The sequence below is a fragment of the Chromobacterium sp. S0633 genome, assembly GCF_024158805.1.
Taxonomy (GTDB): domain Bacteria; phylum Pseudomonadota; class Gammaproteobacteria; order Burkholderiales; family Chromobacteriaceae; genus Chromobacterium.
In genome coordinates this window covers 1-20,478 of record NZ_JAMZGH010000026.1, presented here as the reverse complement: position 1 = coordinate 20,478, position 20,478 = coordinate 1, and the positions used below count along the sequence as shown (strand labels likewise).

General features: G+C 63.1%; 21 protein-coding genes. 12 read left to right on the top strand and 9 right to left on the bottom strand.

The features are described 5' to 3' along the window. From NK214_RS15870 to NK214_RS15835, 8 genes are all read right to left on the bottom strand, one after another. Entirely contained in the window at positions 1-1,269 is a 1,269-nt protein-coding gene (locus NK214_RS15870) for an MFS transporter (RefSeq protein WP_253314966.1), read from the bottom strand. A 76-nt stretch (positions 1,270-1,345) separates the two neighbouring features. Further along, positions 1,346-2,080 (bottom strand): GntR family transcriptional regulator, encoded by a 735-nt coding sequence (locus NK214_RS15865; protein ID WP_253314965.1) that lies wholly within the window; start codon positions 2,078-2,080, stop codon positions 1,346-1,348. Positions 2,081-2,468: 388 nt separating this feature from the next. Further along, positions 2,469-4,490: an NADPH-dependent 2,4-dienoyl-CoA reductase gene (locus NK214_RS15860; RefSeq protein WP_253314964.1), complete on the bottom strand. Its 2,022-nt coding sequence runs from the start codon at positions 4,488-4,490 to the stop codon at positions 2,469-2,471. 230 nt (positions 4,491-4,720) lie between these two features. Continuing rightward, positions 4,721-5,503, bottom strand: a complete 783-nt coding sequence (locus NK214_RS15855; RefSeq protein ID WP_227105685.1) for an outer membrane protein OmpK — start codon at positions 5,501-5,503, stop codon at positions 4,721-4,723. Between the two features lie 191 nt (positions 5,504-5,694). Further along, the gene (locus tag NK214_RS15850; RefSeq protein ID WP_227105683.1) at positions 5,695-6,027 is read right to left on the bottom strand and encodes an MGMT family protein; all 333 of its coding nucleotides are present in this window, start codon (positions 6,025-6,027) and stop codon (positions 5,695-5,697) included. 6 nt (positions 6,028-6,033) lie between these two features. Next, complete coding sequence (locus NK214_RS15845; RefSeq protein WP_227105681.1) at positions 6,034-6,684, bottom strand: MBL fold metallo-hydrolase; 651 nt, start codon at positions 6,682-6,684, stop codon at positions 6,034-6,036. 148 nt (positions 6,685-6,832) lie between these two features. After that, positions 6,833-7,210, bottom strand: a complete 378-nt coding sequence (locus NK214_RS15840; protein ID WP_107801175.1) for a DoxX family protein — start codon at positions 7,208-7,210, stop codon at positions 6,833-6,835. A gap of 148 nt (positions 7,211-7,358) precedes the next feature. Next, positions 7,359-9,341 (bottom strand): methyl-accepting chemotaxis protein, encoded by a 1,983-nt coding sequence (locus tag NK214_RS15835; RefSeq protein ID WP_253314963.1) that lies wholly within the window; start codon positions 9,339-9,341, stop codon positions 7,359-7,361. 224 nt (positions 9,342-9,565) lie between these two features. Here NK214_RS15835 and NK214_RS15830 point away from each other — a divergent pair, with 224 nt between their 5' ends. Continuing rightward, complete coding sequence (locus NK214_RS15830; RefSeq protein WP_253314962.1) at positions 9,566-10,378, top strand: nucleotidyltransferase domain-containing protein; 813 nt, start codon at positions 9,566-9,568, stop codon at positions 10,376-10,378. Between the two features lie 364 nt (positions 10,379-10,742). On the opposite strand, the gene NK214_RS15825 is transcribed toward NK214_RS15830, so the two are convergent. Next, a complete protein-coding gene (locus NK214_RS15825; RefSeq protein ID WP_253314961.1) occupies positions 10,743-11,192 on the bottom strand; it encodes a hypothetical protein in 450 nt (149 codons plus the stop codon). A 373-nt stretch (positions 11,193-11,565) separates the two neighbouring features. Here NK214_RS15825 and NK214_RS15820 point away from each other — a divergent pair, with 373 nt between their 5' ends. The 11 genes from NK214_RS15820 (at position 11,566) to NK214_RS15770 (ending at position 20,384) form a co-directional block, all read left to right on the top strand. Next, positions 11,566-11,949, top strand: a complete 384-nt coding sequence (locus NK214_RS15820; RefSeq protein ID WP_107801567.1) for a GPW/gp25 family protein — start codon at positions 11,566-11,568, stop codon at positions 11,947-11,949. Beyond that, positions 11,946-12,677 carry a phage tail protein I gene (locus NK214_RS15815; RefSeq protein ID WP_253314960.1) on the top strand — a complete coding sequence of 244 codons (732 nt, stop codon included), beginning with the start codon at positions 11,946-11,948 and terminating at the stop codon, positions 12,675-12,677. Before NK214_RS15820 ends, NK214_RS15815 begins: the two co-directional genes overlap by 4 nt. A gap of 30 nt (positions 12,678-12,707) precedes the next feature. Then, complete coding sequence (locus NK214_RS15810) at positions 12,708-14,129, top strand: phage tail protein (RefSeq protein ID WP_253314959.1); 1,422 nt, start codon at positions 12,708-12,710, stop codon at positions 14,127-14,129. After that, the gene (locus NK214_RS15805; protein WP_253314958.1) at positions 14,126-14,698 is read left to right on the top strand and encodes a hypothetical protein; all 573 of its coding nucleotides are present in this window, start codon (positions 14,126-14,128) and stop codon (positions 14,696-14,698) included. The genes NK214_RS15810 and NK214_RS15805 overlap by 4 nt, the downstream gene beginning before the upstream one ends. Before the next feature lie 109 nt (positions 14,699-14,807). Continuing rightward, entirely contained in the window at positions 14,808-15,953 is a 1,146-nt protein-coding gene (locus NK214_RS15800; RefSeq protein ID WP_107801561.1) for a baseplate J/gp47 family protein, read from the top strand. Beyond that, the gene (locus NK214_RS15795) at positions 15,946-16,602 is read left to right on the top strand and encodes a phage tail protein I (protein WP_235085792.1); all 657 of its coding nucleotides are present in this window, start codon (positions 15,946-15,948) and stop codon (positions 16,600-16,602) included. Before NK214_RS15800 ends, NK214_RS15795 begins: the two co-directional genes overlap by 8 nt. Beyond that, entirely contained in the window at positions 16,599-17,285 is a 687-nt protein-coding gene (locus tag NK214_RS15790; protein ID WP_253314957.1) for a phage tail protein, read from the top strand. Before NK214_RS15795 ends, NK214_RS15790 begins: the two co-directional genes overlap by 4 nt. A 309-nt stretch (positions 17,286-17,594) precedes the next feature. Continuing rightward, positions 17,595-18,818, top strand: coding sequence for a hypothetical protein (locus NK214_RS15785; protein WP_253314956.1), 1,224 nt, complete (start codon positions 17,595-17,597; stop codon positions 18,816-18,818). An 11-nt stretch (positions 18,819-18,829) separates the two neighbouring features. Continuing rightward, positions 18,830-19,129, top strand: a complete 300-nt coding sequence (locus tag NK214_RS15780; protein ID WP_253314955.1) for a hypothetical protein — start codon at positions 18,830-18,832, stop codon at positions 19,127-19,129. A 202-nt stretch (positions 19,130-19,331) separates the two neighbouring features. After that, positions 19,332-20,075 (top strand): hypothetical protein, encoded by a 744-nt coding sequence (locus NK214_RS15775; protein ID WP_253314954.1) that lies wholly within the window; start codon positions 19,332-19,334, stop codon positions 20,073-20,075. A 15-nt stretch (positions 20,076-20,090) separates the two neighbouring features. Then, entirely contained in the window at positions 20,091-20,384 is a 294-nt protein-coding gene (locus NK214_RS15770) for a tail fiber assembly protein (RefSeq protein WP_227105664.1), read from the top strand. Positions 20,385-20,478 lie beyond the last annotated feature (94 nt).

Sequence of the window (20,478 nt, the reverse complement as noted above, 5' to 3'; positions counted from 1 at the left end):
TCAGGCCGAGGCGCGGGCGTCGCGGGCTTCCGGTCCGCGCGGGTCCGGCAGCGAGTCGTTCAGCGGCTTGCCCTTGGTTTCCGGCAGGCAGAACACGGCCAGCGCGACGATGGCGTAAGCCATCGCGGCGCTGACGCCGATGGAGGCGCCCAGGGTCCAGCTGTCGCTCAGATAGCCGACCAGCAAGGGAAAGCCGGCGGACAGGATGCGGCCGAAGTTGTAGCAGAAGCCCACGCCGGCGCCGCGCATGCCGCTGGGGTAGAGCTCGTTGAACAACGCGCCCAGGCTGGAGGGAATGCCGGCGGCGAAGAAGCCCAGCGGAAAGCCCAGGAACAGCATCAGCGGATTGCTCAGCGGCGCGAACACGTAGATCAGCACCGTGGCCACGCAACAGACGGAGAACAGCAGCAGGTTGAGACGGCGGCCGATGCGGTCCAGCAGGTAGGCGCTGGCCATGCAGCCGCACCAGAAGGCGACGATGATCACCGCCAGATAGCCGCTGGTGCCGAGAATGGACAAGTGGCGCTCGGTCTTGAGGAACATCGGCAGCCAGGTCATCAGCGCGGCGTAGCCGCCGTGCGCGCCGACGCCGATCAAGGAGCCGATCAGGGTCATGCGCAGCACGTCGGGTTTGAAGATGTCCAGCAGCGGCACCGCGGGGGCGGCCTGGCGCTCGCGGCGCGGCGGTTCCGGAATGTGGCGGCGGATATAGATGATGAAGAAGGCCGGCAGGATGCCGATGCCGAACATCACGCGCCAGGCGATTTCCGCCGGGAACAGCAGGAAGATCGCCGAGTACAGCAGCACCGACGCGCCCCAGCCCACCGCCCAGGCGCTTTGCACCGAGGCCATCGCCTTGCCGCGGTGTTCCGGCCGGATGATCTCCGCCATCAGGACCGCGCCGGCGGCCCACTCGCCGCCGAAGCCGAAGCCCTGTAGCGCCTTGAACACCAGCAATTGCTCATAGCTTTGGGCGAAGCCGGACAGCAGGGTGAACAGCGAGAACCAGACGATGGTGATTTGCAGCGCCAGCACCCGGCCGACGCGGTCCGACACCGCGCCCATGATCCAGCCGCCCAGCGCCGAGGCCACCAGGGTCACGCTGCCTATCATCCCGGCTTCCGCCTTGCTCAGGCTGAAGGCGGCGATCAGCGCCGGGATGGCCAGGCTGAACATCTGCACGTCCAGCGCGTCCAGCGCCCAGCCGCCGAAACAGCCCCAGAAGGTCTTGCGTTCGCCCGGTGAAACCTGCTTATACCAATGCAACATGATGCTGCCCTTTATGGTTCTTGCTTGTTGTCGATGCGTCGCCGCGCGCCGCTGCCACGGCGCGGGCGGCGCGGAATCAGCGGATGTCCGCCTGATAGCGGAATTTATCGGCGCGGCCGCGCACGCTGCGCCATTCCAGCGGGCTGCCGTCATAGGCCTTGGCCAGCCGCTCCAGCACGATGGCCGGGGTGCCGGGCGTCAGTTGCAGCAGTTCCGCGTGCGGCGAGGCGATGGCTTCCGCGGTCAGGATTTCACGCGCGGAGGCCACCACCTGATGACAGCAGTCCTCGTACAGCGGATAGAGCAGGTCGCCGAAACTGGGTAGCGGAATGGCCAGCAGCGCCTGGAAACGCGTCGCCGGCAGCCAGATGGACTCGGCCAGCAAGGGCTCGCGGTCCAGATAGCGCAAGCGGGTCAGGTGGATGGCCTGTGCGCCCGGCGATAGCTGCAGGCTGTCGGCGATGGCCGGCGGCGGCGTCAATTGTTCGCGGTGCAGGATTTTCGCTTCCGGGATGCGGTAATTGCCCGCCGCGTCGTGAAAGCGGAAAAAGCGCAGCAGCGAGGATTGGAAGTTGGCCGGTTTGATGAAGGTGCCCTTGCCTTGGCGGCGTTCCACCATCTCGTCGGCCACCAATTGATCCACCGCCTTGCGGATGGTGCCGATGGAGGTGTGGAAGCGTCCCACCAGCTCCGCCTCGGTGGGAATCGCTTCGCCGGGCTTCCATACCCGGTTGGCGATGTCGCGCGCCAAAGCGTCGCGCACTTGCTGGTACAGAGGCAGGCGGAGGTCCGCCTGACGCATGTCGGTCATATGGTCATATATATGAATTAATTCGATGGCCGCAACGATGACAAATTAATGAACGTCAAACAAGAGCTAAAACGTTTTATCAGGGCCGATCTGTACTAAAGGATGGTGTTTTGCGCGGGGACGCGCGGGCGGGAACGGCGGGGGCAGCGTACAGGCCCGGCGGAGCCGGGCCTGAGAGCCTGTTTACGATCTGCTGCGCGTCGGCGATACGGCGTTGAAAATGGTTTCGAAATGCTCATGTACCGTCTGTACACTCCGCTTTCTCAACCGTTTTCGCCTTGTTCCGCCTTAGCTCGCGAGATCGTAAACACGTTCTGAGAGCCTGCTTAGGACAGTCCGGCGGCCATGTCTTTACGGCATGGCCGGCCGGCGAGAGGGCGGGCGGGAATCAGATGCGGGCGGCTAGGCGCGAGCCTTGATCGATCGCCCGTTTGGCGTCCAGTTCGGCCGCCACGTCGGCGCCGCCGATCAAATGCACGCTCTTGCCGGCGGCCTGCAGGGGCGCCTGCAGCTCGCGCAGCGGATCCTGGCCGGCGCAGATGATCACATTGTCCACCGGCAGCAGCTGAGCCTCGCCTTTGACCGTGATGTGCAGGCCGGCGTCGTCTATCTTGTCGTAGCTGACGCCGGACAGCATGCGCACCCGCTTCATCTGCAGGCTGGCGCGGTGAATCCAGCCCGTGGTCTTGCCCAGGCTTTCGCCCACCTTGCTGGTTTTGCGCTGCAAGAGGTAGACCTCGCGCGGGCTGGGGTGCGGTTGCGGGCCTTGCGGACTGAGGCCGCCCGGATGCTCCACCGCCATGTCCACGCCCCATTCGCGCATGAAGGCGGCGGTGTCCAGCGAGCTGGACCGGCCTTCGTGGGTCAGGAATTCCGCGGTGTCGAAGCCGATGCCGCCGGCGCCGATGATGGCGACGCGCTTGCCCACCGCCTTGCCGTGCTTGAGCACGTCCAGGTAGTTGAGCACCTTGGGATGGTCCACGCCGGGAATCTCCGGCGTGCGCGGCGCGATGCCGGTGGCCAGCACCACTTCGTCGAAGCCGGCCAGGTCCGCCGCGGCCACTCGAGTGTTCAGCCGCTGCTCCACCCCGGTTTGTTCCAGCTTGCGCTTGAAGTAGCGCAGGGTTTCGTAGAACTCCTCCTTGCCGGGAATGCGCTTGGCCACGTTGAACTGGCCGCCGATTTCCGCCGCGGCGTCGAACAAGGTCACTTGATGGCCGCGCTCCGCCGCCACCGTGGCGAAGGCCAGGCCGGCTGGGCCGGCGCCGACCACGGCCAGCTTCTTGGCCTGGGCGGTTTTTTCGTAGTTCAGTTCGGTCTCGCGGCAGGCGCGCGGATTGACCAGGCAGCTGGTCAGCTTGCCCTGGAAGATGTGGTCCAGACAGGCCTGGTTGCAGCCGATACAGGTGTTGATCTCGTCGCCGCGGCCGGCGGCGGCCTTGTTGACGAAGTCCGGATCGGCCAGGAAGGGGCGCGCCATCGACACCATGTCGGCGCAGCCGCCGGCCAGGATCTCTTCGGCCACTTCCGGGGTATTGATGCGGTTGGTGGTGATCAGCGGAATCTTCACCTTGCCCATCAGCTTCTTGGTGACCCAGGCGAAGCCGCCGCGCGGCACCATGGTGGCGATGGTGGGCACCCGCGCCTCATGCCAGCCTATGCCGGTATTGATCAGCGTGGCGCCGGCCTTTTCGATCTCTCCGGCCAGATGCGCCACCTCCTCCCAGGAACTGCCGTCCTGCACCAGGTCCAGCATGGACAGCCGGTAGATGATGATGAAATCGCTGCCCACCGCGGCGCGCACCGCTTTCACGGTTTCAATGGCGAAGCGGATGCGGTTTTCAAAGCTTCCGCCCCAGTCGTCGCTGCGCTTATTGGTGGCGCGGGCGATGAACTGGTTGATCAGATAGCCTTCCGAGCCCATCACCTCCACGCCGTCGTAGCCGGCCTGCTGCGCCAGCCGCGCGCAGCGGGCGAAGTCGGCGATGGTTTGCCAGACGTCGGCGTCGGACAGCTCGCGCGGCTTGTAGAAGTTGATCGGCGCGATCAGCGGCGAGGCGGACACGCATTTTTCCTGGAAGCTGTAGCGGCCGGAGTGCAGGATTTGCAGCGCGATCTTGCCGCCGGCGGCGTGCACCGCGTCGGTGACCAGCTTGTGGTGCGGCACTTCGGCCTCGTCGGCCAGCATGGACGCGCCTTCGGCGACACAGCCCTCCGGATTGGGGCCGACGCCGCCGGTGACGATCAAGCCCACGCCGCCGCGGGCGCGCTCGGCGTAAAAGGCCGCCATTTTCTCAAAGCCTTGCGGGGCTTCTTCCAGGCCGGTGTGCATCGAGCCCATCAGCACGCGGTTTTTCAGCGTGGTGAAGCCCAGGTCCAGCGGGGCCAACAGGTGCGGGTATGCCGTCATGTTTTCGTCCTCGTGTAGATTTCTCGCGCAGATCATTGTGGCCGCGGCCGCCGTCCGGCGCCAGCGCGGCGGGCAAGTGTTTGATTGCTTGGGCTTGCCGGTGTTGGCGTTGAAGATACTTACTAGTAAGTAAGGTGTCAATCGGCCTTGAGGCCAAGCTTGCCGCGGGAGAAGGCCAATATAAAAAAAGCCACCGCGAAGGGTGGCTTTCATTTCCAGGCCGATAGGGCTTAGAAGTTGTATTTCAGCGAGTAGATGACGGCGTTTTCGTTGCCGGCCACGCCCAGCTTGTTGACGGCGTAGCGGTACTGCAGACCGGCGGTCATGGATTTGACCGGGGTCCACCACAGGCCGATGGCGCCGTTCTGGCCGGTGCGGCGTTCGCTTACGCCGTTCGGGGTGGCCAGGGTGGTGTATTCCTTGGCGCGGTCAAATTCGGTTTCGTGCCACTGGGTCACCGAGAACGGCTGGCCGAAGGCGGTGAAGTCGAAACCGGCGACATAACCGGCCATATAGCCGTTCATATTGGCGCCAACGCCATATTTCAGTTCCTGGTGGAAGCCGAGGAAAGGCTTGAACCAGACTTTGCCGAAGCTCAGGTCGGTGCCCAGGCCCACTACGCGGTTCTGGTCAAAGAAATTGTGGCCGCGGGTATCGTATACGTGGGTGTACAGCTTGACCGGCACGCCGCCGACTTCAGCCAGGTTGAAACGCGCAACTACCTTGGTGGTGTAGCGACGATCGCCTGCCGGCATTTCCTTGTCGTTGCGGTTCCAGTTCTCCAGATCGAAGAAGCCGTAAACATCGCCCCAGGAACGGCCGATGCCGCCTTCGGCTTCCAGGTATTGGAAGTTGCGCTTGGCGCCGAACGGGCCGGCTTGCGTGCGATCCAAGGTGCTCGGCGACCAGTTCAGCTGGTTGAAGCTGACATTGCCGAAGGAGTAATCACCGGCTTGCGCCAGGGTACAGCCGCCCACCAGAGCCAGGGCCAGCAGCAGATTGCGAGTTTTCATTGTTTCACCAGAATATTGTGCGTGTAGCGTGTAGTGCGCGCGGACAGACCTGTCGGCGCGGGCGCAGACTAGCTCAGAAATATTCGTTTGCAAAGTATTTACAATGCGCCTGTCGCATTTTTGTCATTTTATGTAAATGCGATGTATTTTGAGCTATAGATATTTGGCATGAAACATTAAATGTTGTGGAACTACAGTTTTTTGCTACAAAAATGCGCGTCCGGCCAGCCGTAACGCCTTAAATCCACTTTGCCGGCCGCACTCAATTCCACCCCGTCTTCTTCCAGCAGCAAGCGCTGCCAGTCGGCCTGCTCGCTGCCCGGCCGCGAGATGCGCCCTCCGGCGCCCAGCACCCGAAACCAGGGCACGCTGAGGCCTTCCGGCAAATGGCTGAGCAAACGGCCGACGTGGCGTGAATGGCGCGGATAGCCGGCCTGTTCCGCCAGGGCGCCGTAAGTGGTGACCCGGCCCGGCGGCAGCGCCAGCAGCAGCGCGATCACCTTGCGTTCAAATTCGGGAGGCATCGCGGCTCAGCGGTAGCGAGGGTTGGCCACATAGGGGTTGCTGCGCTTTTCCTCGCCTAGGGTGGTCAAGGGGCCGTGGCCCGGCACCACCGTGGTGTCGTCCGGCAGCAGGAACAGCTTTTGCTGGATGGCGTCGATCAGTTGCTGGTGATTGCCCATTGGAAAGTCGGTGCGGCCGATCGAGCCCTGGAACAGCACGTCGCCGGCGATCAGCAGCCGCGCGCTTGGGCTGTGAAACACCACATGGCCGGGGGTGTGGCCGGGGCAGTGGATCACGTTTAGGCTTTCCTCGCCCACGCTGACAGTGTCGCCTTCCTCCAGCCAGCGGTCCGGCGTTAGCGCCTCGCTGCGCGGAAAGCCGAACATATGGCCTTGCTGAGGCAGTTGATCCAGCCAGAAGCTTTCCGCGCGCTGCGGGCCTTCTATCTTGACGCCCAGTTGCTCGGCCAGGCGCGCGGCGCCGCCGGCGTGGTCGATATGGCCGTGGGTCAGCAGCAGTTTTTCCACCGTCAGGTTCTGGCGGGCGGTCCAGTCGGCGATGCGTTCGATATCGCCGCCGGCGTCCACCACCGCGGCGCGGCCGCTGGCGTCGCACCACAGGATGGAACAGTTCTGGGCAAACGGCGTGACCGGAATCACGTGGAAATGCAGGGACATGGCGCGCTCGATTCAATGCAATGCGGCATTGTGGCACGAGTCGGCGGGCAAGAGGAGGGCGGGCCGTCGCGGCCCGGGCCGGTGCCGAGCCTGTTCAACGCTCCTGCCTCACTCTCCCGCCGACGCGCGGCACATTTTGAGCAGGCTCTTAGTCCTTGCGGCCGTCCCAGGACAGCTTGCCCGCGCCGTGGGCGAACACCATCAGCAGGCCGCCGGCCATGGCCAGGTTCTTGGTCAGCTGGATCATTTGCTGGCTATTGCCCGGTTCCCAGTGGAAGAGCAGCGCCGAGGCGACCGAGAAACCGGCCAGCAGCAAGGCCACCCAGCGCGCTTGCACGCCCAGCGCCAAGGCCAGACCGCCGCCGATTTCCAAAGCGATCACCAGCGGCAGCAAGAAGCCGGGCACGCCCATCGCGGCCATATAACCCTGGGTGGCGGCGTAGCCGGCGCCGAGTTTGCCTATCCCGGCCAGGATGAAGACCTGAGCCAACAGCACGCGGGCAAGCAATGCGATCCATTTGTCCATCTTGCGTTCTCCTGCCGGCGCGCCGGCCTTGATTGATGACGCCGGCCGCGGAGGGCGGCCGGCCATGAACGGACTATACGGGCCGGGGCGGCGCGAAAAAAGCGCAAAAAACCGCAAGAGTCGATCAAAAAATCCGACCAAGCCGCGGCTACAGCTTGAATTTTCCAATCAGGGAATCCAGCTCCTCGCCCAGACGCGCCAACAAAGTGGTGGCCTGCTGCGCCTGGCTGATGGATTCGTCGGTTTGCAGCAACATGCCGTGAATGTTTTCGATGTGGCGGGCGATTTCCTGGCTGGCGCTGGACTGTTCGGAGGTGGAGGCGGCGATGTCGCCCACAGATTCCACCACTTGCTGGGCGTGGCCGCTGATCTGCTGGATCGATTGCGCCGATTCCTCGGCCAGCTTCACCCCCTGGTCCACCTGGCGCAGCGCGCCGTCCATGCTGTCGGAGGCCTTGGTGGTGTCCTGCTGCATGGTCTGGATCACGCCGGAGATTTCCAGCGTGGCCTGAGCGGTGCGCTCGGCCAGCTTGCGCACTTCGTCCGCCACCACCGCGAAGCCGCGGCCCATCTCGCCGGCGCGCGCTGCCTCGATCGCCGCGTTCAGCGCCAAGAGATTGGTCTGGTCGGCGATGTCGCGGATCACCGACACGATGCCGCTGATCTGGTCCGAGCGCTGCTGCATGCCGCTCAGCACCTCGGCCAGCTCGCGCACCGTCTGCGAAATGCGGCCGATCTCGCGCACGGTGGCGTCGACATTGGCCGAAGCCTCGCTGGACAGCGTATCGGCCTCGCGCGCGCGCTGCTCCGCCACTCGCGCCGATTCCGCGATGTGGCTGACGCTGACCGACAACTGCTCCACGCTGGCGGCGGTGGCGTTGGCGGCCTCGGACTGGCGCGCCGAGCTGCCGCGGATCTGATCCACGTCGCCGGACAACTGGCGCACCGAACCCAGCACATCGCCGGCGTGGCGGCGCACGTCCAGCATCATCGTGCGCAGCGAGCCGGTGAAGGTATTGAACGCGCCGGCGGCCAGGCCGATCTCGTCGCGGCTGGCGATGGGCAGCGCCCGGGTCAGATCGCCGCTGCCTGAGGCCAGCTCGCTCATCGCCGATTGCAGCCGGCCCAGCGGGCGCAGCAACTGGCTGAGCGTGGCGCCCAGCAGCAACAGGATCAGCGCCAGAATGCCCAGGCTGATCAAGGCCGACTGCCAGCTAGCCGCGCGCACCGGCGCGAACGCCTCGCTCAAAGGGATGGAAATGCGCACCGCCCACGGCATGCCGGCCTCGCCCACGGTGATGGGCATGATGAAGTGGCGGAAGCCGTCGTCGCTGTCGTACTCCGCCGGCTGGCCGCCCTTGATCGCCGTCTTGGCCGCCGCCGGCAGACCGGCGTCCGCCTTGCCGTTGAGCACCGGGTCGCGGCCGGCCAGCTGCACGCCGCTATTGGAATACAAACTCATGAAGCCGCTCTGATAAGGCTTGACCTTGGCGGCCAGCTCCTGCAAATGACCGAGCGCGATATCGCAGCCGGCCACGCCCAAGACCTTGCCGTTGCTCGACAGGGGAAAGGAAATGGTGCCCATCAGGATCTTGATGTCGGGATCGACGTAAGGCTCGGTCAGCATCGGCTTGCCGGTCTTGCGCGGCTCGGTGTAGTAGGCGCTGTCGTCCACGCCCTCGCCGCCCCACACCACGTCGATCTTGCCGCTCTTGCGATACCAGTACACGCCGCTGCGGCCGGTCTTGTCGTTGTGCTCCTTGCCGGCCAGCTCCGCGTCGCGGCCGTCCAGCGCGTTGGGCTCCCAGATCGCCCAATAGCCGACCGCGTCCGGATTATTGGGCAACTGGCCTTTGACGATGTCGGATACCAGCTGGCGGGCGTTGGGCGGCAGATTGTGCTTGACCGCCACCGCGGATTCAGCCACCACCTGGGCCGAATCGTAAGTCTTGCCCAGCAAGCGTTGCACCTGGCCGGCCTCGCTTTCGGCCAACAGCTTGGCGTTGTCCAGCACCGCCTTCTCCGCGCTCTGATAACTGGCGTAGATATTGACGCCGGCCAGCACGCAAAAACCGATCAGGATCAGCAGGCCGGAACTGGCCAGAATCTTGCCCTTGATGGTGGTGATCATGGTTGTCCCCATCGCTTCATATGTGTTCTTCCCCAAAAGCCGTTGCGAGCGGACGCCGGTTCCCGGCCCGGTTATTATGGTGTGGGCCCGCCGGCGGCATCGGTTTCCAACGGCATGCCGCCATTTGTATTAAATAGCGTAAATGGGGTAAAGGGAAATTTTGCAATCGGCGGGACGGCGCGCCATCTTCCGGCGCGCCGCGGCGAGACAGGGAGAATCAAAGCATGTCGATGGAAGCATGCGCCCGCCCGGACCATGCCGAGCGCCCGGCGGAGGCCGCGCGGCGGCTGGTGCTGGCGCGCTTGGAACAAGTGGAGGCGAGCCACGGCGTGCGCATCCTTTACGCGGCCGAAGGCGGCAGCCGCTGCTGGGGCTACGCCGCGCCGGACAGCGATTACGATGTGCGCTTCGTCTACCTGCATCCGGAAGCGTGGTACGAGACCGGCGACCGGCGCGACGTGATCGAACTACCGCTGGCCGACGGGCTGGACATCAGCGGCTGGGAGCTGCGCAAGGCGCTGCGGCTGAGCCTGGGCGGCAACGCCGCGCTGCTGGAGTGGCTGGCCTCGCCGCAGGTCTACCGCCAGCACCCGGCGGCCTGCCGGGTCTTGCGGGATCTGGGGCCGGAGCACTTCGCCGGAGAGGCGGCCTATTGGCATTATCTGTCCGTGGCGCGCAAGAACTACCGCGGCCGCAAGCTCGAACAACAACTGCGACTGAAAAAATACCTGTACGTGCTGCGACCCTTGCTGGCGGCGCAATGGGTGAAGACGCGGCGCGGCATGCCGCCGCTGGCGCTGGCGGAATTGGTCGCTGGGACTTTGGACGATGTCCGGCTGCGCGATGAGCTGGCCGGCCTGCTGGCCTTGAAAACCGCCGGCGGCGCGCCGGAGTACGGCCCGGCCACGCCGGGCCTGCAAGACTATATCGATGGGGCCATGCGGGATTACGAGGCCGCGGCGCGCCCGAGCCGCTACAGCGACTGGGCGCGGGCGGACGCATTGCTGGAGCAAGTACGCCTGGCCTGCGGCGCTTGAACAGGCGGAGGCCTTGGTTTCAACAGCCCGTTTCTGAAGGCGTCATCCGTCCGACAAACCTCCTGCCCTAGGGTGGGCGGAGCCCGGCGATGCCTACGCGGAAACGCGATGGGACCGATGCTTGGATCTTGGCGGCGGGGTTTGGTGGGTATCGCCTGCGGCTCCACCCACCCTACAAGACCATCCATCATAGGGTGGGTGGGGCGCAGCGATACCCACGCGGAAACGTGATGGGATCGATTCTTGGGCCTTGGTGACGGGGTTTGGTGGGTATCGCCTACGGCTCCACCCACCCTACAAATACCCCCGACCAAACCATCCGCCGTAGGGTGGGTGGAGCGCAGCGATACCCACCGCAAGACGCTTAGCGGTTTCGCAGGCGGATGCGGCGGAAGCGCGCTTCCAGGCTGAAGCGCTGTCCCAGCGCCAGGTAGATCTGGTGTTGGCTGTCTACATGGCGGTAAACCCGGACCCGGTCAGCGCCCAGCAGCATCATGATTTCCAGATAGTTGAAGAAGCCCATCCACTGGCCGCGTCCGTCGCGGTCGTCAAAATCGATGTCGCGCGCCACGCGGCTGAGCAGGCCTTTACCGACGTATTCCCGGTTGTCCTTCAGCCATTGCAATAGGTGAGCCGCGCATTCGCGGCCATAGGCGTGGTCGGCGAGGAGATCCTTGCTGGGCGTGGGCATTTGCCAGTAATGCGGGTAGGTGCGGCCGGGGCAGAAGCGGACGAAGGGGAGCAGCGCTTCCTGTTGTCCCAGGGCGTTCAATTTGTAGCGACGGCGCGGGGGAAAGTTTTGAGGCTGTTGCATGGTGTTTCTCCTGCTGTGACACAAGATAAACCACCTGCCGGGGAAGGCTGAGGTATTGGGCAGGCGCGTGGCAGGATTGGCGTACCGAGCTATGAAACCGGCGAGTGCATAGCACTCTCCCACCACACGCCTGCCAAGTTGGCAGAGCCATGGGTGTACTGCTTGCGTAATTTCATAGCAACGGGACGCCAATCCCGTGTGCCGCATGTGGGCGGCAACGGGGGGATTGTTGCCGACCGGGTGCGGAGGGTCAAGGCATGGAGGCAAGGCTTGCGCCGGATGCGGCGGCATCCGCGAAATTGTCCTTGTAATTCAATTGTTTCCCTAACCGGCTTTAAAAGCCCCGCGGCGGGCCTTGCGGCATCATAGGCCCATGACCCGCATATCCGACATCTCCTCCTTGCACTGGCAGCCGGCCTTGCAGGCCCGCGATCAGGCATCCCCCGCTGACATCGTCGAAAACCTCGACGACATCCATCAGGCCTTGCGCATCATCTTGGGCACGCCCAAGGGCAGCGATCCGCTGCGGCCGGAGTTTGGCAGCGATTTGTTCCGTTATCTGGACTACCCGGTGGATCGGGCCCGGCCGCATGTGGTGCGCGAGGCGGTGGAGGCGATCAGCCACCCCTTGTACGGCGAACCGCGCGTCGCCGTGGCGCGAGTGTTCTACAGCGTGGGCGGCAACGGCGACGCGCGGCTCAGCGTGCAATGGCGGCTGGCCGACGGCGTGATCCGCGAAACCGAGTTGCGGCTATGAGCGCGGCGGCTACGGGCAGCGGAACCGTGCCCAATATGTTGGCCAAGGACGAACGCTTCAGCCAACTGGCGCAGCTCACCACCCGCTTGGGCGACGCCGATCTGAGCACCTTGCTGGTCTATCTGGTGGATCAGGTGGACGCCGGCTGGCTGCCGGCGCTGGCCGAGCAATTCCATGTCGCCGGCGACGAGGGCTGGCGGCTGAGCCAGGGCGAGCGCCAGCGGCGCGAGCTGATCAAACAGTCCATCCACCTGCACCGCAGCAAGGGCACGCGCTGGTCCTTGCAACAGGTGCTGGCCACGCTGGCCTTGTCCGGCCAGATCAGCGAATGGTTCGAATACGGCGGCAAGCCTTATCACTTCAAAATCCAAATCGACCTGGCCGCCCGCGGCATAGACGCCGCCACGCTGGCGGCGCTGGAGGCGATGATCAACGAGTACAAGAACGCCCGCTCGGTGCTGGAGCGGCTGGCGCTGGTGTTGAGCAACCGCAGCGCCGTTCCGGTGCTGACCTTGGCCACCCAGGCCGGCGAACTGGCCACCGTGCTGCCGTTCCAGCCGGTGTCGCTGGAGCAGCGCGCCAGCTTGAACGCCGCGCTGGCGTTAGACAGCGTGGAGACCGCTACTGTCTATCCGTTTCAGACGACGGCGCTGCGGCAGCAGGCGCCGGTGACGCTGGGCCTGGCGCACGCCAGCGTCGAGACGGTCACGCTTTATCCCGCAGCATGAGACCCCTTGAATCTTTTCCAGGAGCAATCGATGGCCAATGAGTTTTTCACGCTTCTCACCGCCAGCGGCAAGGCCAAGCTGGCGGCGGCGCAAGCCAACGGCGCGCCGCTGCAGATCAGCCAGATGGCGGTGGGCGACGGCGACAACGGCGGGTATTACACGCCCAGCGAGAGCCAGACCGCGCTCAAGCACGAAACCTGGCGCGGCGCGCTCAACCACCTGGCGGTGGACCCAAACAACCCCAACTGGGTGGTGGCGGAGGCGGTGCTGCCGGATACGGTGGGCGGTTTTTACATCCGCGAGGTGGGCCTGTTCGACAGCCGCGGCGATCTGATCGCCGTCGGCAAATTTCCCGAGAGTTACAAGCCGCTGCTGGCGGCCGGCTCCAATAAGCAGCTCTATGTGCGGATGATTTTGGAAGTGTCCAACACCGCGGCGGTCACCCTGCTGGTGGACCCCAGCGTGGTGCTGGCCACGCGCTCCGCGGTGGAGCAGCGCATCGCCGAGGAGTTGGCGAAGCGGGACTTGCCCCTGACCGCCTTGCCGCTGCCCTGCGTGGCGACGGCGGACAACCGGATGGCGATGACCGTGGCAGCGGTGGCGGGCCAGGGCGGCACGGTGTCGGTGCCGGCCGGCATCGCCATCAGCCTGGGGCAGGACACTCAATCCGGCGCCGGTAAAGCGGGAACCTTCGTCACCAGCGCCTGGACCAGCCCGGTATTGGCGCCCGGCAGCGAGTACTTCCTGCGCGGCCAGATTGTGTCCGGCACCTTGACTTGCTATGTGCAGAAAGGGGCGTTGACGGACGCGGCGCCGGCGTCCTTGAAGGGGGCCGCCAATGGCGCGGCGGGAGGCGGTTTTTTCTCCACGGCCTTGGATATCTGTTTGGCCAGGGTGATCACCGGCGCGGCCGGCAGCGCGCCCGTTGTGCAAAAAGTGATCAATCGCGGCGCAAGCAGCTGGTCCGCGACGATGAATGGCTCCGGCACCGTCTATCTGCCGTTCGATCCCTTCATCAAAACCGGGCGGATCACCGCGTCGACGATCACGCCGCATCCGACGCAAATTTCGCAAATTAGCCATGGCAGCGGGGGCTGGACGGGCGCCGCCTATTGGTTGGGCTGCCCTACCGGCACCGGCGGCGGTACGGCGAACATGTCCAGTTACTCGAACTGGACGGGCCCCGCCGCCGTGCTCATCACGTCCAATAACGTGGTGGGCGATATGGTGGTGTCCACCTGCACCGGCATGTTCGAGCACATCGCCGGCAAGTCGATGTGGCAGGTCTTGCAGATGGAGCATCAAATCGGCGACGCCGCGGGCGCAAACGGCGATGAGCATTTGATGGGGGAGGGCACCAAGAACCTGTTGCCCGCCGATTACGACAACGGCTTGGCCATCAGTTACAGCAACTGCGTCAATGCCTTGCTGACTTGGGAGGTGGTGCGATGAGAATGGTGGAAAACCTGCTGTCTTACGATGGCGAGCTGCGTCCGGCCCAGCCTTCCGACAATCATGTGTGGACCGGTGCAGAATGGCGATTTGACGCCGCCTTGCAAGCCGAGCGGCTGGAGCAGCATAAATTGGCGCAGTGCGCGCGCCTGGACGCCGAGGCGGACGCGATTGCCAACTGGCATGCGATTTCGCCGCCGCGTCTGGCCGAATACCAGCGCGCCGCCGCCGAGGCGCAGGCGTTCAAGGACGCCGCTTACAAGGGCGAGGCGCCGCCGGCGGTGCGCTCCTGGGCCGAAGCCAAGGCTTGGGACGGCCAGCAGGCGGCGGACAGCATCCTAGCCAAGGCGGCCGCCTGCGAACAGGCGCTGTACGCGATCCGCGACGCGCGGCTGAAGGGCAAGGAGGCGGTGCGTCAGGCCGCGGATGAGACGGCGGCGCGCGCGGCGACCGACGAGGCCGTGTCCCGGCTGCAGCAGCTGGCCGCCGGCGATTTCGCCGCCGCCTTGCCGGAAGCCGAAGCCGGTCGCGCCGGCAGTCTGTTCAAGTTCTTTTCCAAACGGCTTTAAAAGCCGGCGGGGAGCATGATGGCGGATCATTTCGCCATCCGCTTCCTCTTCGGCGCCCCGCGGCGGCCGCGTCTGGCCGCCGCCGCTCCCCATTCAAGGACGTTATTCCATGACCCCAGACTTGCCCAAGTTCATTGATGACGATCCGCATCTCGTCACCGCCGAGCTGATCGACGCCTACCAGAAGATGAGCGGCAAGACGCTCTATCCCGGCCAGGTGGAGCGTTTGCTGATCGATTTGATCGCCTATCGCGAAAGCGTGGTTCGCGCCGCCTTCAACGACGCCGGCCGTCAAAACCTGGTGGCCTTCGCTCGCGCGCCGATGCTGGACTACCTGGGCGAACTGGTCGGCGTCAGCCGCTTGCCGGCCCAGCACGCGCGCTGCACGGTGCGCATCGCCTTCTCCCAGCCGTTGGCGCTGGCGCAGCTGATTCCGGCGCAGACCCTGGTGGCCGGCGGCGGCGTGCAGTTCCAAACGCTGGCCAGCCAGATTGCGCCCGCCGGCAGCAGCAGCGTCGACGTGCCGGTCAGCGCGGTGGAGGCCGGCGCCGCCGGCAACGGCTTTGTGCCGGGCCAGATCAATGCTCTGGTGGATGAACTGGACGTGGACGCCAGCGTGGTCAATATCGATACCAGCGCCGGCGGTGCCGACGCCGAGGACGACGAGCGTTTGCGCGCGCGCATTAGGCTGGCGCCGGAGTCGTTCAGCGTGGCCGGCAGCGCCGCCTCCTATCGTCACCACGCGCTGCGCGCGCATCAGGACATCGCCGACGTGGCGGTGATCAGCGCCAGCCTGCAACAGCAGAACGGCGAATTGCAAAGCGCCAATCAGGTGCCGCCCGGCGTGGTGCGGCTATACCCGCTGACCAAGACCGGCATGCCGCCGGACAGCCTGCTCAGCGTGGTGGCCGCCGCCTGCAGCGCCGACCGGGTGCGGCCGCTGACCGATCTGGTGGAGGTCTTGCCGCCGGAGGATTACGGCTACCGGGTGCGCGCGCGGCTGACGCCGTATCGCGATGTCGATCCCAAAACCGTGCAACAGCAGGCGCAGGCCGCCGTCGGCGCTTTCGTGCAGGCGCAGGCGGAGCGCTTGGGCCGCGACATCGTGCCGTCGCAACTGATCGCCACGCTGTCGGTGTCCGGCGTTTACCAGGTGACTTTGCTGGAGCCGGCCGCCACCCAGGTGGTGCCGCCGCAGGGCTGGTCGCACTGCACCGGCATTCAGCTGGAAATGACCGGAGGCCAGGATGGCTGATGTGACCCCCAATCTGCTGGCGCGCGACGCGCGCTTCGGCCCGCTGGCCCGGCTGAGCGAACGCTTGGGCGACATCGACCCAGGCGGCTTGCTGGTTTATCTAGTGGACGCGGCCAAGCCGGAGCTGTTGCCCCTGTTGGCCGAGCAATTTCATATCGACGGCGATGAAGGCTGGCTGCTGACCCAGAGCGAGCGGCAGCGCCGAGATCTGATCAAGCAGAGCATAGAACTGCACCGCCACAAGGGCACGCCCTGGGCGCTGCGCGAAGTGTTCCGCATCCTCGGCGTGACGGTGGAACTGGAGGAGTGGTGGCAGCGCCAGCCGCCGGCCGCGCCCTATACCTTCGAATTGACCGCCTGGGCCAACGACAATCTGTTGCCCGGCCAGGCCTTGTTGAATCCCGAGCTTTACCGCCGGCTGCGGCGCATGGTGGAGCTCGCCAAGCCGGCGCGCAGCACTTATCGCTTCAAGCTGGGCGCGCGCTTCAACGGCCGCTTGGGCCTGGCTTCGGCCGCTCAGGCGCGCGCCTTGATCCGCCGCAGCGCCGAGACGGCGCCGATGCGGCTGGCGCCGCAGCAGCCGCTGACCCTTTCATCCGCCGCGCAGATCTATGGCGTGGTCCACGTCACCATGGAGGCATCGTTGTGAGCACCCCCTTAGCACCTCTTATCACCGCCGCCGGCCTGGCCGCGATCTGGCGCGCCAGCAATGACGGCGTGTCCGCGCAGATCACTCACATCGCCTTGGGCGACGGCGCTTACGCACCTGCGCAGAGCCAGACCAAATTGCGCGGCGAACAGGCGCGCTACCCTATCGCCGGCGGCGAACGGCTGGGCAATACCCAGATCCATCTGACCGCCATCGCCGACGACGACAAGGCGTTTTGGGTGCGCGAGATCGGCTTCATCCTGGCGGACGGCACTTTGCTGGCGGTCTGGTCGGACCCGAAGGCGGCGCTGGCCTATAAGGCCGCCGATGTGCAATTGCTGCTGGCTTATGACCTGGCCTTGAACGCGCTGCCGCCGGACAGCGTCACCATCCAGTCCAGCGGCGCCGGCCTCAATTTGAGTTTGGCCAGTGAGTTGGCGGCTTTGGCCGCCGCCCAGATCAGCGAGGCCACCCGCGGTTTGGAGCGCGACGATCGCATCCGCGCGCAGGCGGACAAGCAGCAGGCGCTGGAACCGCAGGTGGTCGCCCTGCAAAGCCAAAGCCGAGCATTGGAGCAGGAGCATGCCGCCGATAAACGCGCTGGCCTGGAACTGGCCACTGCCAACGCGGCGGCCATCGTCAGTCTCCAGCATTTGCTCGTGAAACAACATCTGGGCATTTGAGCCAACGGATCGTGGGGGGCGGCGGGCAGCCAAGCGTTGAGGATGAAACTATTTTGAGCCGTCTAGGCGAGCTGTGCTGATGTTGCTGGCACATCGCATGCGGTAAAGAGACAGCATCCAGCACTTGTCGCAGGGCTTCCCCGCCTATCTCATGAATACGCTGATCCGCTGTTTAGTTCGCCATTTATTGAATTTATTAATTTAAATATTCATTAATTGCTGGACTTGTCATGAAAGAGTGTTGGTAAAGGCGGTTTTGATGTCAGCCGAAATGGCTGTGTGTTGTTGTTTGACTTTAAGGAGAAAGAGATGAGCTTGGAAAGCAATGTTGCAGATCTGGTCAAGTCAGCAAATGCATTGACTGGAGTTGTCAATGGCAAGATCGGCGCTATTGATAAAAGGGTGGATGTTCAAGTCGCTAAAATGGACAGCACGATGGCCAATTGGGGAACCACGGCCAGCCAGATTCTGGAAGTGGGACCGGGCAAGCCCTTCAAGACGATTTATGAGGCGTGGACATCCTTGAGTGGCAAGGTATTGCGACATGATGTGAAAATTAAAGTGAGTGACGGGGTGCACACCAGTACTTCAATTCATTTGAGAGGGCAGCCCTATGCGCATCGGATCAGGATTGAAGGCAATATCAAAAACCCGGAGGCATGTGTGCTTAAGTTTGTGCCGGATAACGCCAAGCTTTCTCATGGGGTGATTTTTAATGGGGTGCGGGGGGTCAATTTTAGTGGGTTTAAAATTGTCGGAGAGAACGATGCCGATAAAAATTTCACTTGGCGTGGCGTGAATTTGCAAAGAGGAGCTTATGTGGTGTCCGACCCTAACTCTATACAAATAGAAGGTGTGCATAATGGTGTTGAATTGATTTATGGCAGTCTTTATTTTTGCCCTGGTTTAAAGGTAACAGATTTTGGCGGTCATGGAATATTGGTGCATGATTTTTCTCGAGCGACTGTTGATGACGTGAAGTTAAAAGGAAGGGGGAAGCAGTTTGTAAGTGTCAGGCCTGATGGTGTCAAAGTCATAACCATTGGAATCAAGGCTGACTATCAATCTTTTGTAACAGCGCATCGTGCTGTGATTAGCCAGTGCAGTGATACGGGGTGCCTTGCCGGCAAGAATAGTGTTGTTTTTGCCTATGGAGTACAAATCCGAGATTGTGCCAATTATGGTATTTACAGCAGTTCCGGTTCTAAAGTGGAGGTTCACCCAAATGATGGGGAGCCTTCTGCAATCAAGGATTGTAAGGTAGGTATTGGCGCACGGTATCAAGGCGCTGTATTTGGTAGTGATCTGGCTATTCAAAATGTTGAGAAGGGTTTCTATGTTGATCTGGCGGGTCTGGCTAGCGTGGTTGGTAGCTCAGCCAGTCATTGTTCGGTCATCGCTTATGAGGCAACCAACGGAGGATTCATCAATGCGACAGGTAGCTCTGCCAAATCAATAGAAAACAAAGTCAAGTACTCCCCGGTGAGTAGCGGTGTGGCAGGTAATGCCAACGCGACAATCGTTTTTAGTTAAGGAGAAACATCATGGACTATATTGAAAATATTAATGAATTTGATGAAGGAGCGGCCTGCCTGAATTTGGATGGCGGCTGGTTTGATTATACAGAAGGCACCGAGGTGCCGGAGGTGGATGCTGATCATTATCTGCGGGCAGCGGCGGAGGGGAAAATCCTTAGCGCCTATAGCATCCAACAACAGTTGAACATCGTGCGTAGAGGAAAAAAGGAGGAGGTCGAAGCAATGGGTACATTCATCGATGCGGTTCTGGCTTGGAGAGGTGGTGCCAACCCAGACTTCGACGAGCTTGAGAAAATTCAACCCTGATTGGAAGGGATGAATAAGAAGCCACTTGGGGAGGTGGCTTCCTTTGCTTTTTTAAAATGTTTTAAGATACAGCGCATTTTGCCAGTGCCAGAATGCTTCCTTGTCAGTCTCGAGTTCGTTCATACCTTTCTTGCTGTGGACGAAAAGCATGGTCGGACCCAGGGTCCCGGCCGAACTCTGTGATGAACTATTGGAGAGCATGATGAGCTTGGAAAGCAATATCGCGGAACTGGTACAGGCGTCGAACGCGCTGACCGGCACGGTAAACGGCAAGATTGCCGATATCGATCGACGCGTGGATGTCAAGATTCAGCAAATGGAGGCTTGGCGTAAGGAAAACACCCCGGAACGCCGCATCGTCATCGATTTCACCATCGGCGGCAGCAAGGATTTCTTCTATCCGGTGTGGTGGCGTTTTCGCGCCGCGGGTGAGAGTGGTGCGCATCAAGTGTCTATCGTCCGTAATTTTGCATGGAATGGTGCCGAGACGGAGCGGCCATTGAATGCCAGCAGCGTGCACCAGGCTGGGTTGTTGCTGGAAATGGAGGGAAGCGACGTGGCTTGGGGCGGGGACGCCAAGTTTCTCGAAATCAAGCGCTTCAGCGAAACTTATAACCCGACGGTATCGCATGTTTCTCATGCGATGTATTGCAAGCAATATCGGATAGACATGAATAAGCCGGTGTACAACAGTATTCCGGAGGGGACGCTTGCTGCATGCAATATGGTGCTAAGTGGCGCATATCTGCGTGGCGGCGGTTTGAATTATCGCGTGATTTCCAATCAGCCGCTGGATTTTGGTTTTCATGATGGCAAGGGCGGCGCGCGCGAAATTGCGAATGGACCGCATGTGAATGTGCGCTGGGAGGTCGAGCCGATTGCATTGGCCAGCCGCGTTGCGCCGCCGCAAACCCTGAACGCCTTTGTCGACGCGCCGACCGCTTAACTCCAGGAGATTCCGATGCTGATGATTGCCAAACTGCCTAACGGCATGATCAATGTGCCCGCCGACCAATTGGCCGAACTAGACGTCGACGCGGCCACTGCGAGCCAGCTGATTCGTGCAGCCAAGTTGGAGCTGCTGCGTATTGAGCGTGACCGCCTGCTAGCCGCGTCCGACAAAACCCAGTTGCCGGACGCGCCGTACAGCGCCGAGCAGCGAACCGCCTGGCAGGCCTACCGCAAGCAACTGCGGGATATGCCCGAGTCCGTGCCGGACCTTGACCATGTAGTGTGGCCGGCTCTCCCGGCCTGATGCCGCGGTTAGCCAATAAAAAACCCCGCGAAGGCGGGGTTTGTCTTTGCACGTAGCGGATCAGGACTTGGCCGGGGCTTCCCAGCCGCCGCCC

What these genes read in the sequence shown, in the direction of transcription:
- NK214_RS15870 (WP_253314966.1), bottom strand. Translation starts at nt 1,269, where the DNA reads ATGTTGCATTGGTATAAGCAGGTTTCACCGGGCGAACGCAAGACCTTC.
- NK214_RS15865 (WP_253314965.1), bottom strand. Translation starts at nt 2,080, where the DNA reads ATGACCGACATGCGTCAGGCGGACCTCCGCCTGCCTCTGTACCAGCAA.
- NK214_RS15860 (WP_253314964.1), bottom strand. Translation starts at nt 4,490, where the DNA reads ATGACGGCATACCCGCACCTGTTGGCCCCGCTGGACCTGGGCTTCACC.
- NK214_RS15855 (WP_227105685.1), bottom strand. Translation starts at nt 5,503, where the DNA reads ATGAAAACTCGCAATCTGCTGCTGGCCCTGGCTCTGGTGGGCGGCTGT.
- NK214_RS15850 (WP_227105683.1), bottom strand. Translation starts at nt 6,027, where the DNA reads ATGCCTCCCGAATTTGAACGCAAGGTGATCGCGCTGCTGCTGGCGCTG.
- NK214_RS15845 (WP_227105681.1), bottom strand. Translation starts at nt 6,684, where the DNA reads ATGTCCCTGCATTTCCACGTGATTCCGGTCACGCCGTTTGCCCAGAAC.
- NK214_RS15840 (WP_107801175.1), bottom strand. Translation starts at nt 7,210, where the DNA reads ATGGACAAATGGATCGCATTGCTTGCCCGCGTGCTGTTGGCTCAGGTC.
- NK214_RS15835 (WP_253314963.1), bottom strand. Translation starts at nt 9,341, where the DNA reads ATGATCACCACCATCAAGGGCAAGATTCTGGCCAGTTCCGGCCTGCTG.
- NK214_RS15830 (WP_253314962.1), top strand. Translation starts at nt 9,566, where the DNA reads ATGTCGATGGAAGCATGCGCCCGCCCGGACCATGCCGAGCGCCCGGCG.
- NK214_RS15825 (WP_253314961.1), bottom strand. Translation starts at nt 11,192, where the DNA reads ATGCAACAGCCTCAAAACTTTCCCCCGCGCCGTCGCTACAAATTGAAC.
- NK214_RS15820 (WP_107801567.1), top strand. Translation starts at nt 11,566, where the DNA reads ATGACCCGCATATCCGACATCTCCTCCTTGCACTGGCAGCCGGCCTTG.
- NK214_RS15815 (WP_253314960.1), top strand. Translation starts at nt 11,946, where the DNA reads ATGAGCGCGGCGGCTACGGGCAGCGGAACCGTGCCCAATATGTTGGCC.
- NK214_RS15810 (WP_253314959.1), top strand. Translation starts at nt 12,708, where the DNA reads ATGGCCAATGAGTTTTTCACGCTTCTCACCGCCAGCGGCAAGGCCAAG.
- NK214_RS15805 (WP_253314958.1), top strand. Translation starts at nt 14,126, where the DNA reads ATGAGAATGGTGGAAAACCTGCTGTCTTACGATGGCGAGCTGCGTCCG.
- NK214_RS15800 (WP_107801561.1), top strand. Translation starts at nt 14,808, where the DNA reads ATGACCCCAGACTTGCCCAAGTTCATTGATGACGATCCGCATCTCGTC.
- NK214_RS15795 (WP_235085792.1), top strand. Translation starts at nt 15,946, where the DNA reads ATGGCTGATGTGACCCCCAATCTGCTGGCGCGCGACGCGCGCTTCGGC.
- NK214_RS15785 (WP_253314956.1), top strand. Translation starts at nt 17,595, where the DNA reads ATGAGCTTGGAAAGCAATGTTGCAGATCTGGTCAAGTCAGCAAATGCA.
- NK214_RS15780 (WP_253314955.1), top strand. Translation starts at nt 18,830, where the DNA reads ATGGACTATATTGAAAATATTAATGAATTTGATGAAGGAGCGGCCTGC.
- NK214_RS15775 (WP_253314954.1), top strand. Translation starts at nt 19,332, where the DNA reads ATGAGCTTGGAAAGCAATATCGCGGAACTGGTACAGGCGTCGAACGCG.
- NK214_RS15770 (WP_227105664.1), top strand. Translation starts at nt 20,091, where the DNA reads ATGCTGATGATTGCCAAACTGCCTAACGGCATGATCAATGTGCCCGCC.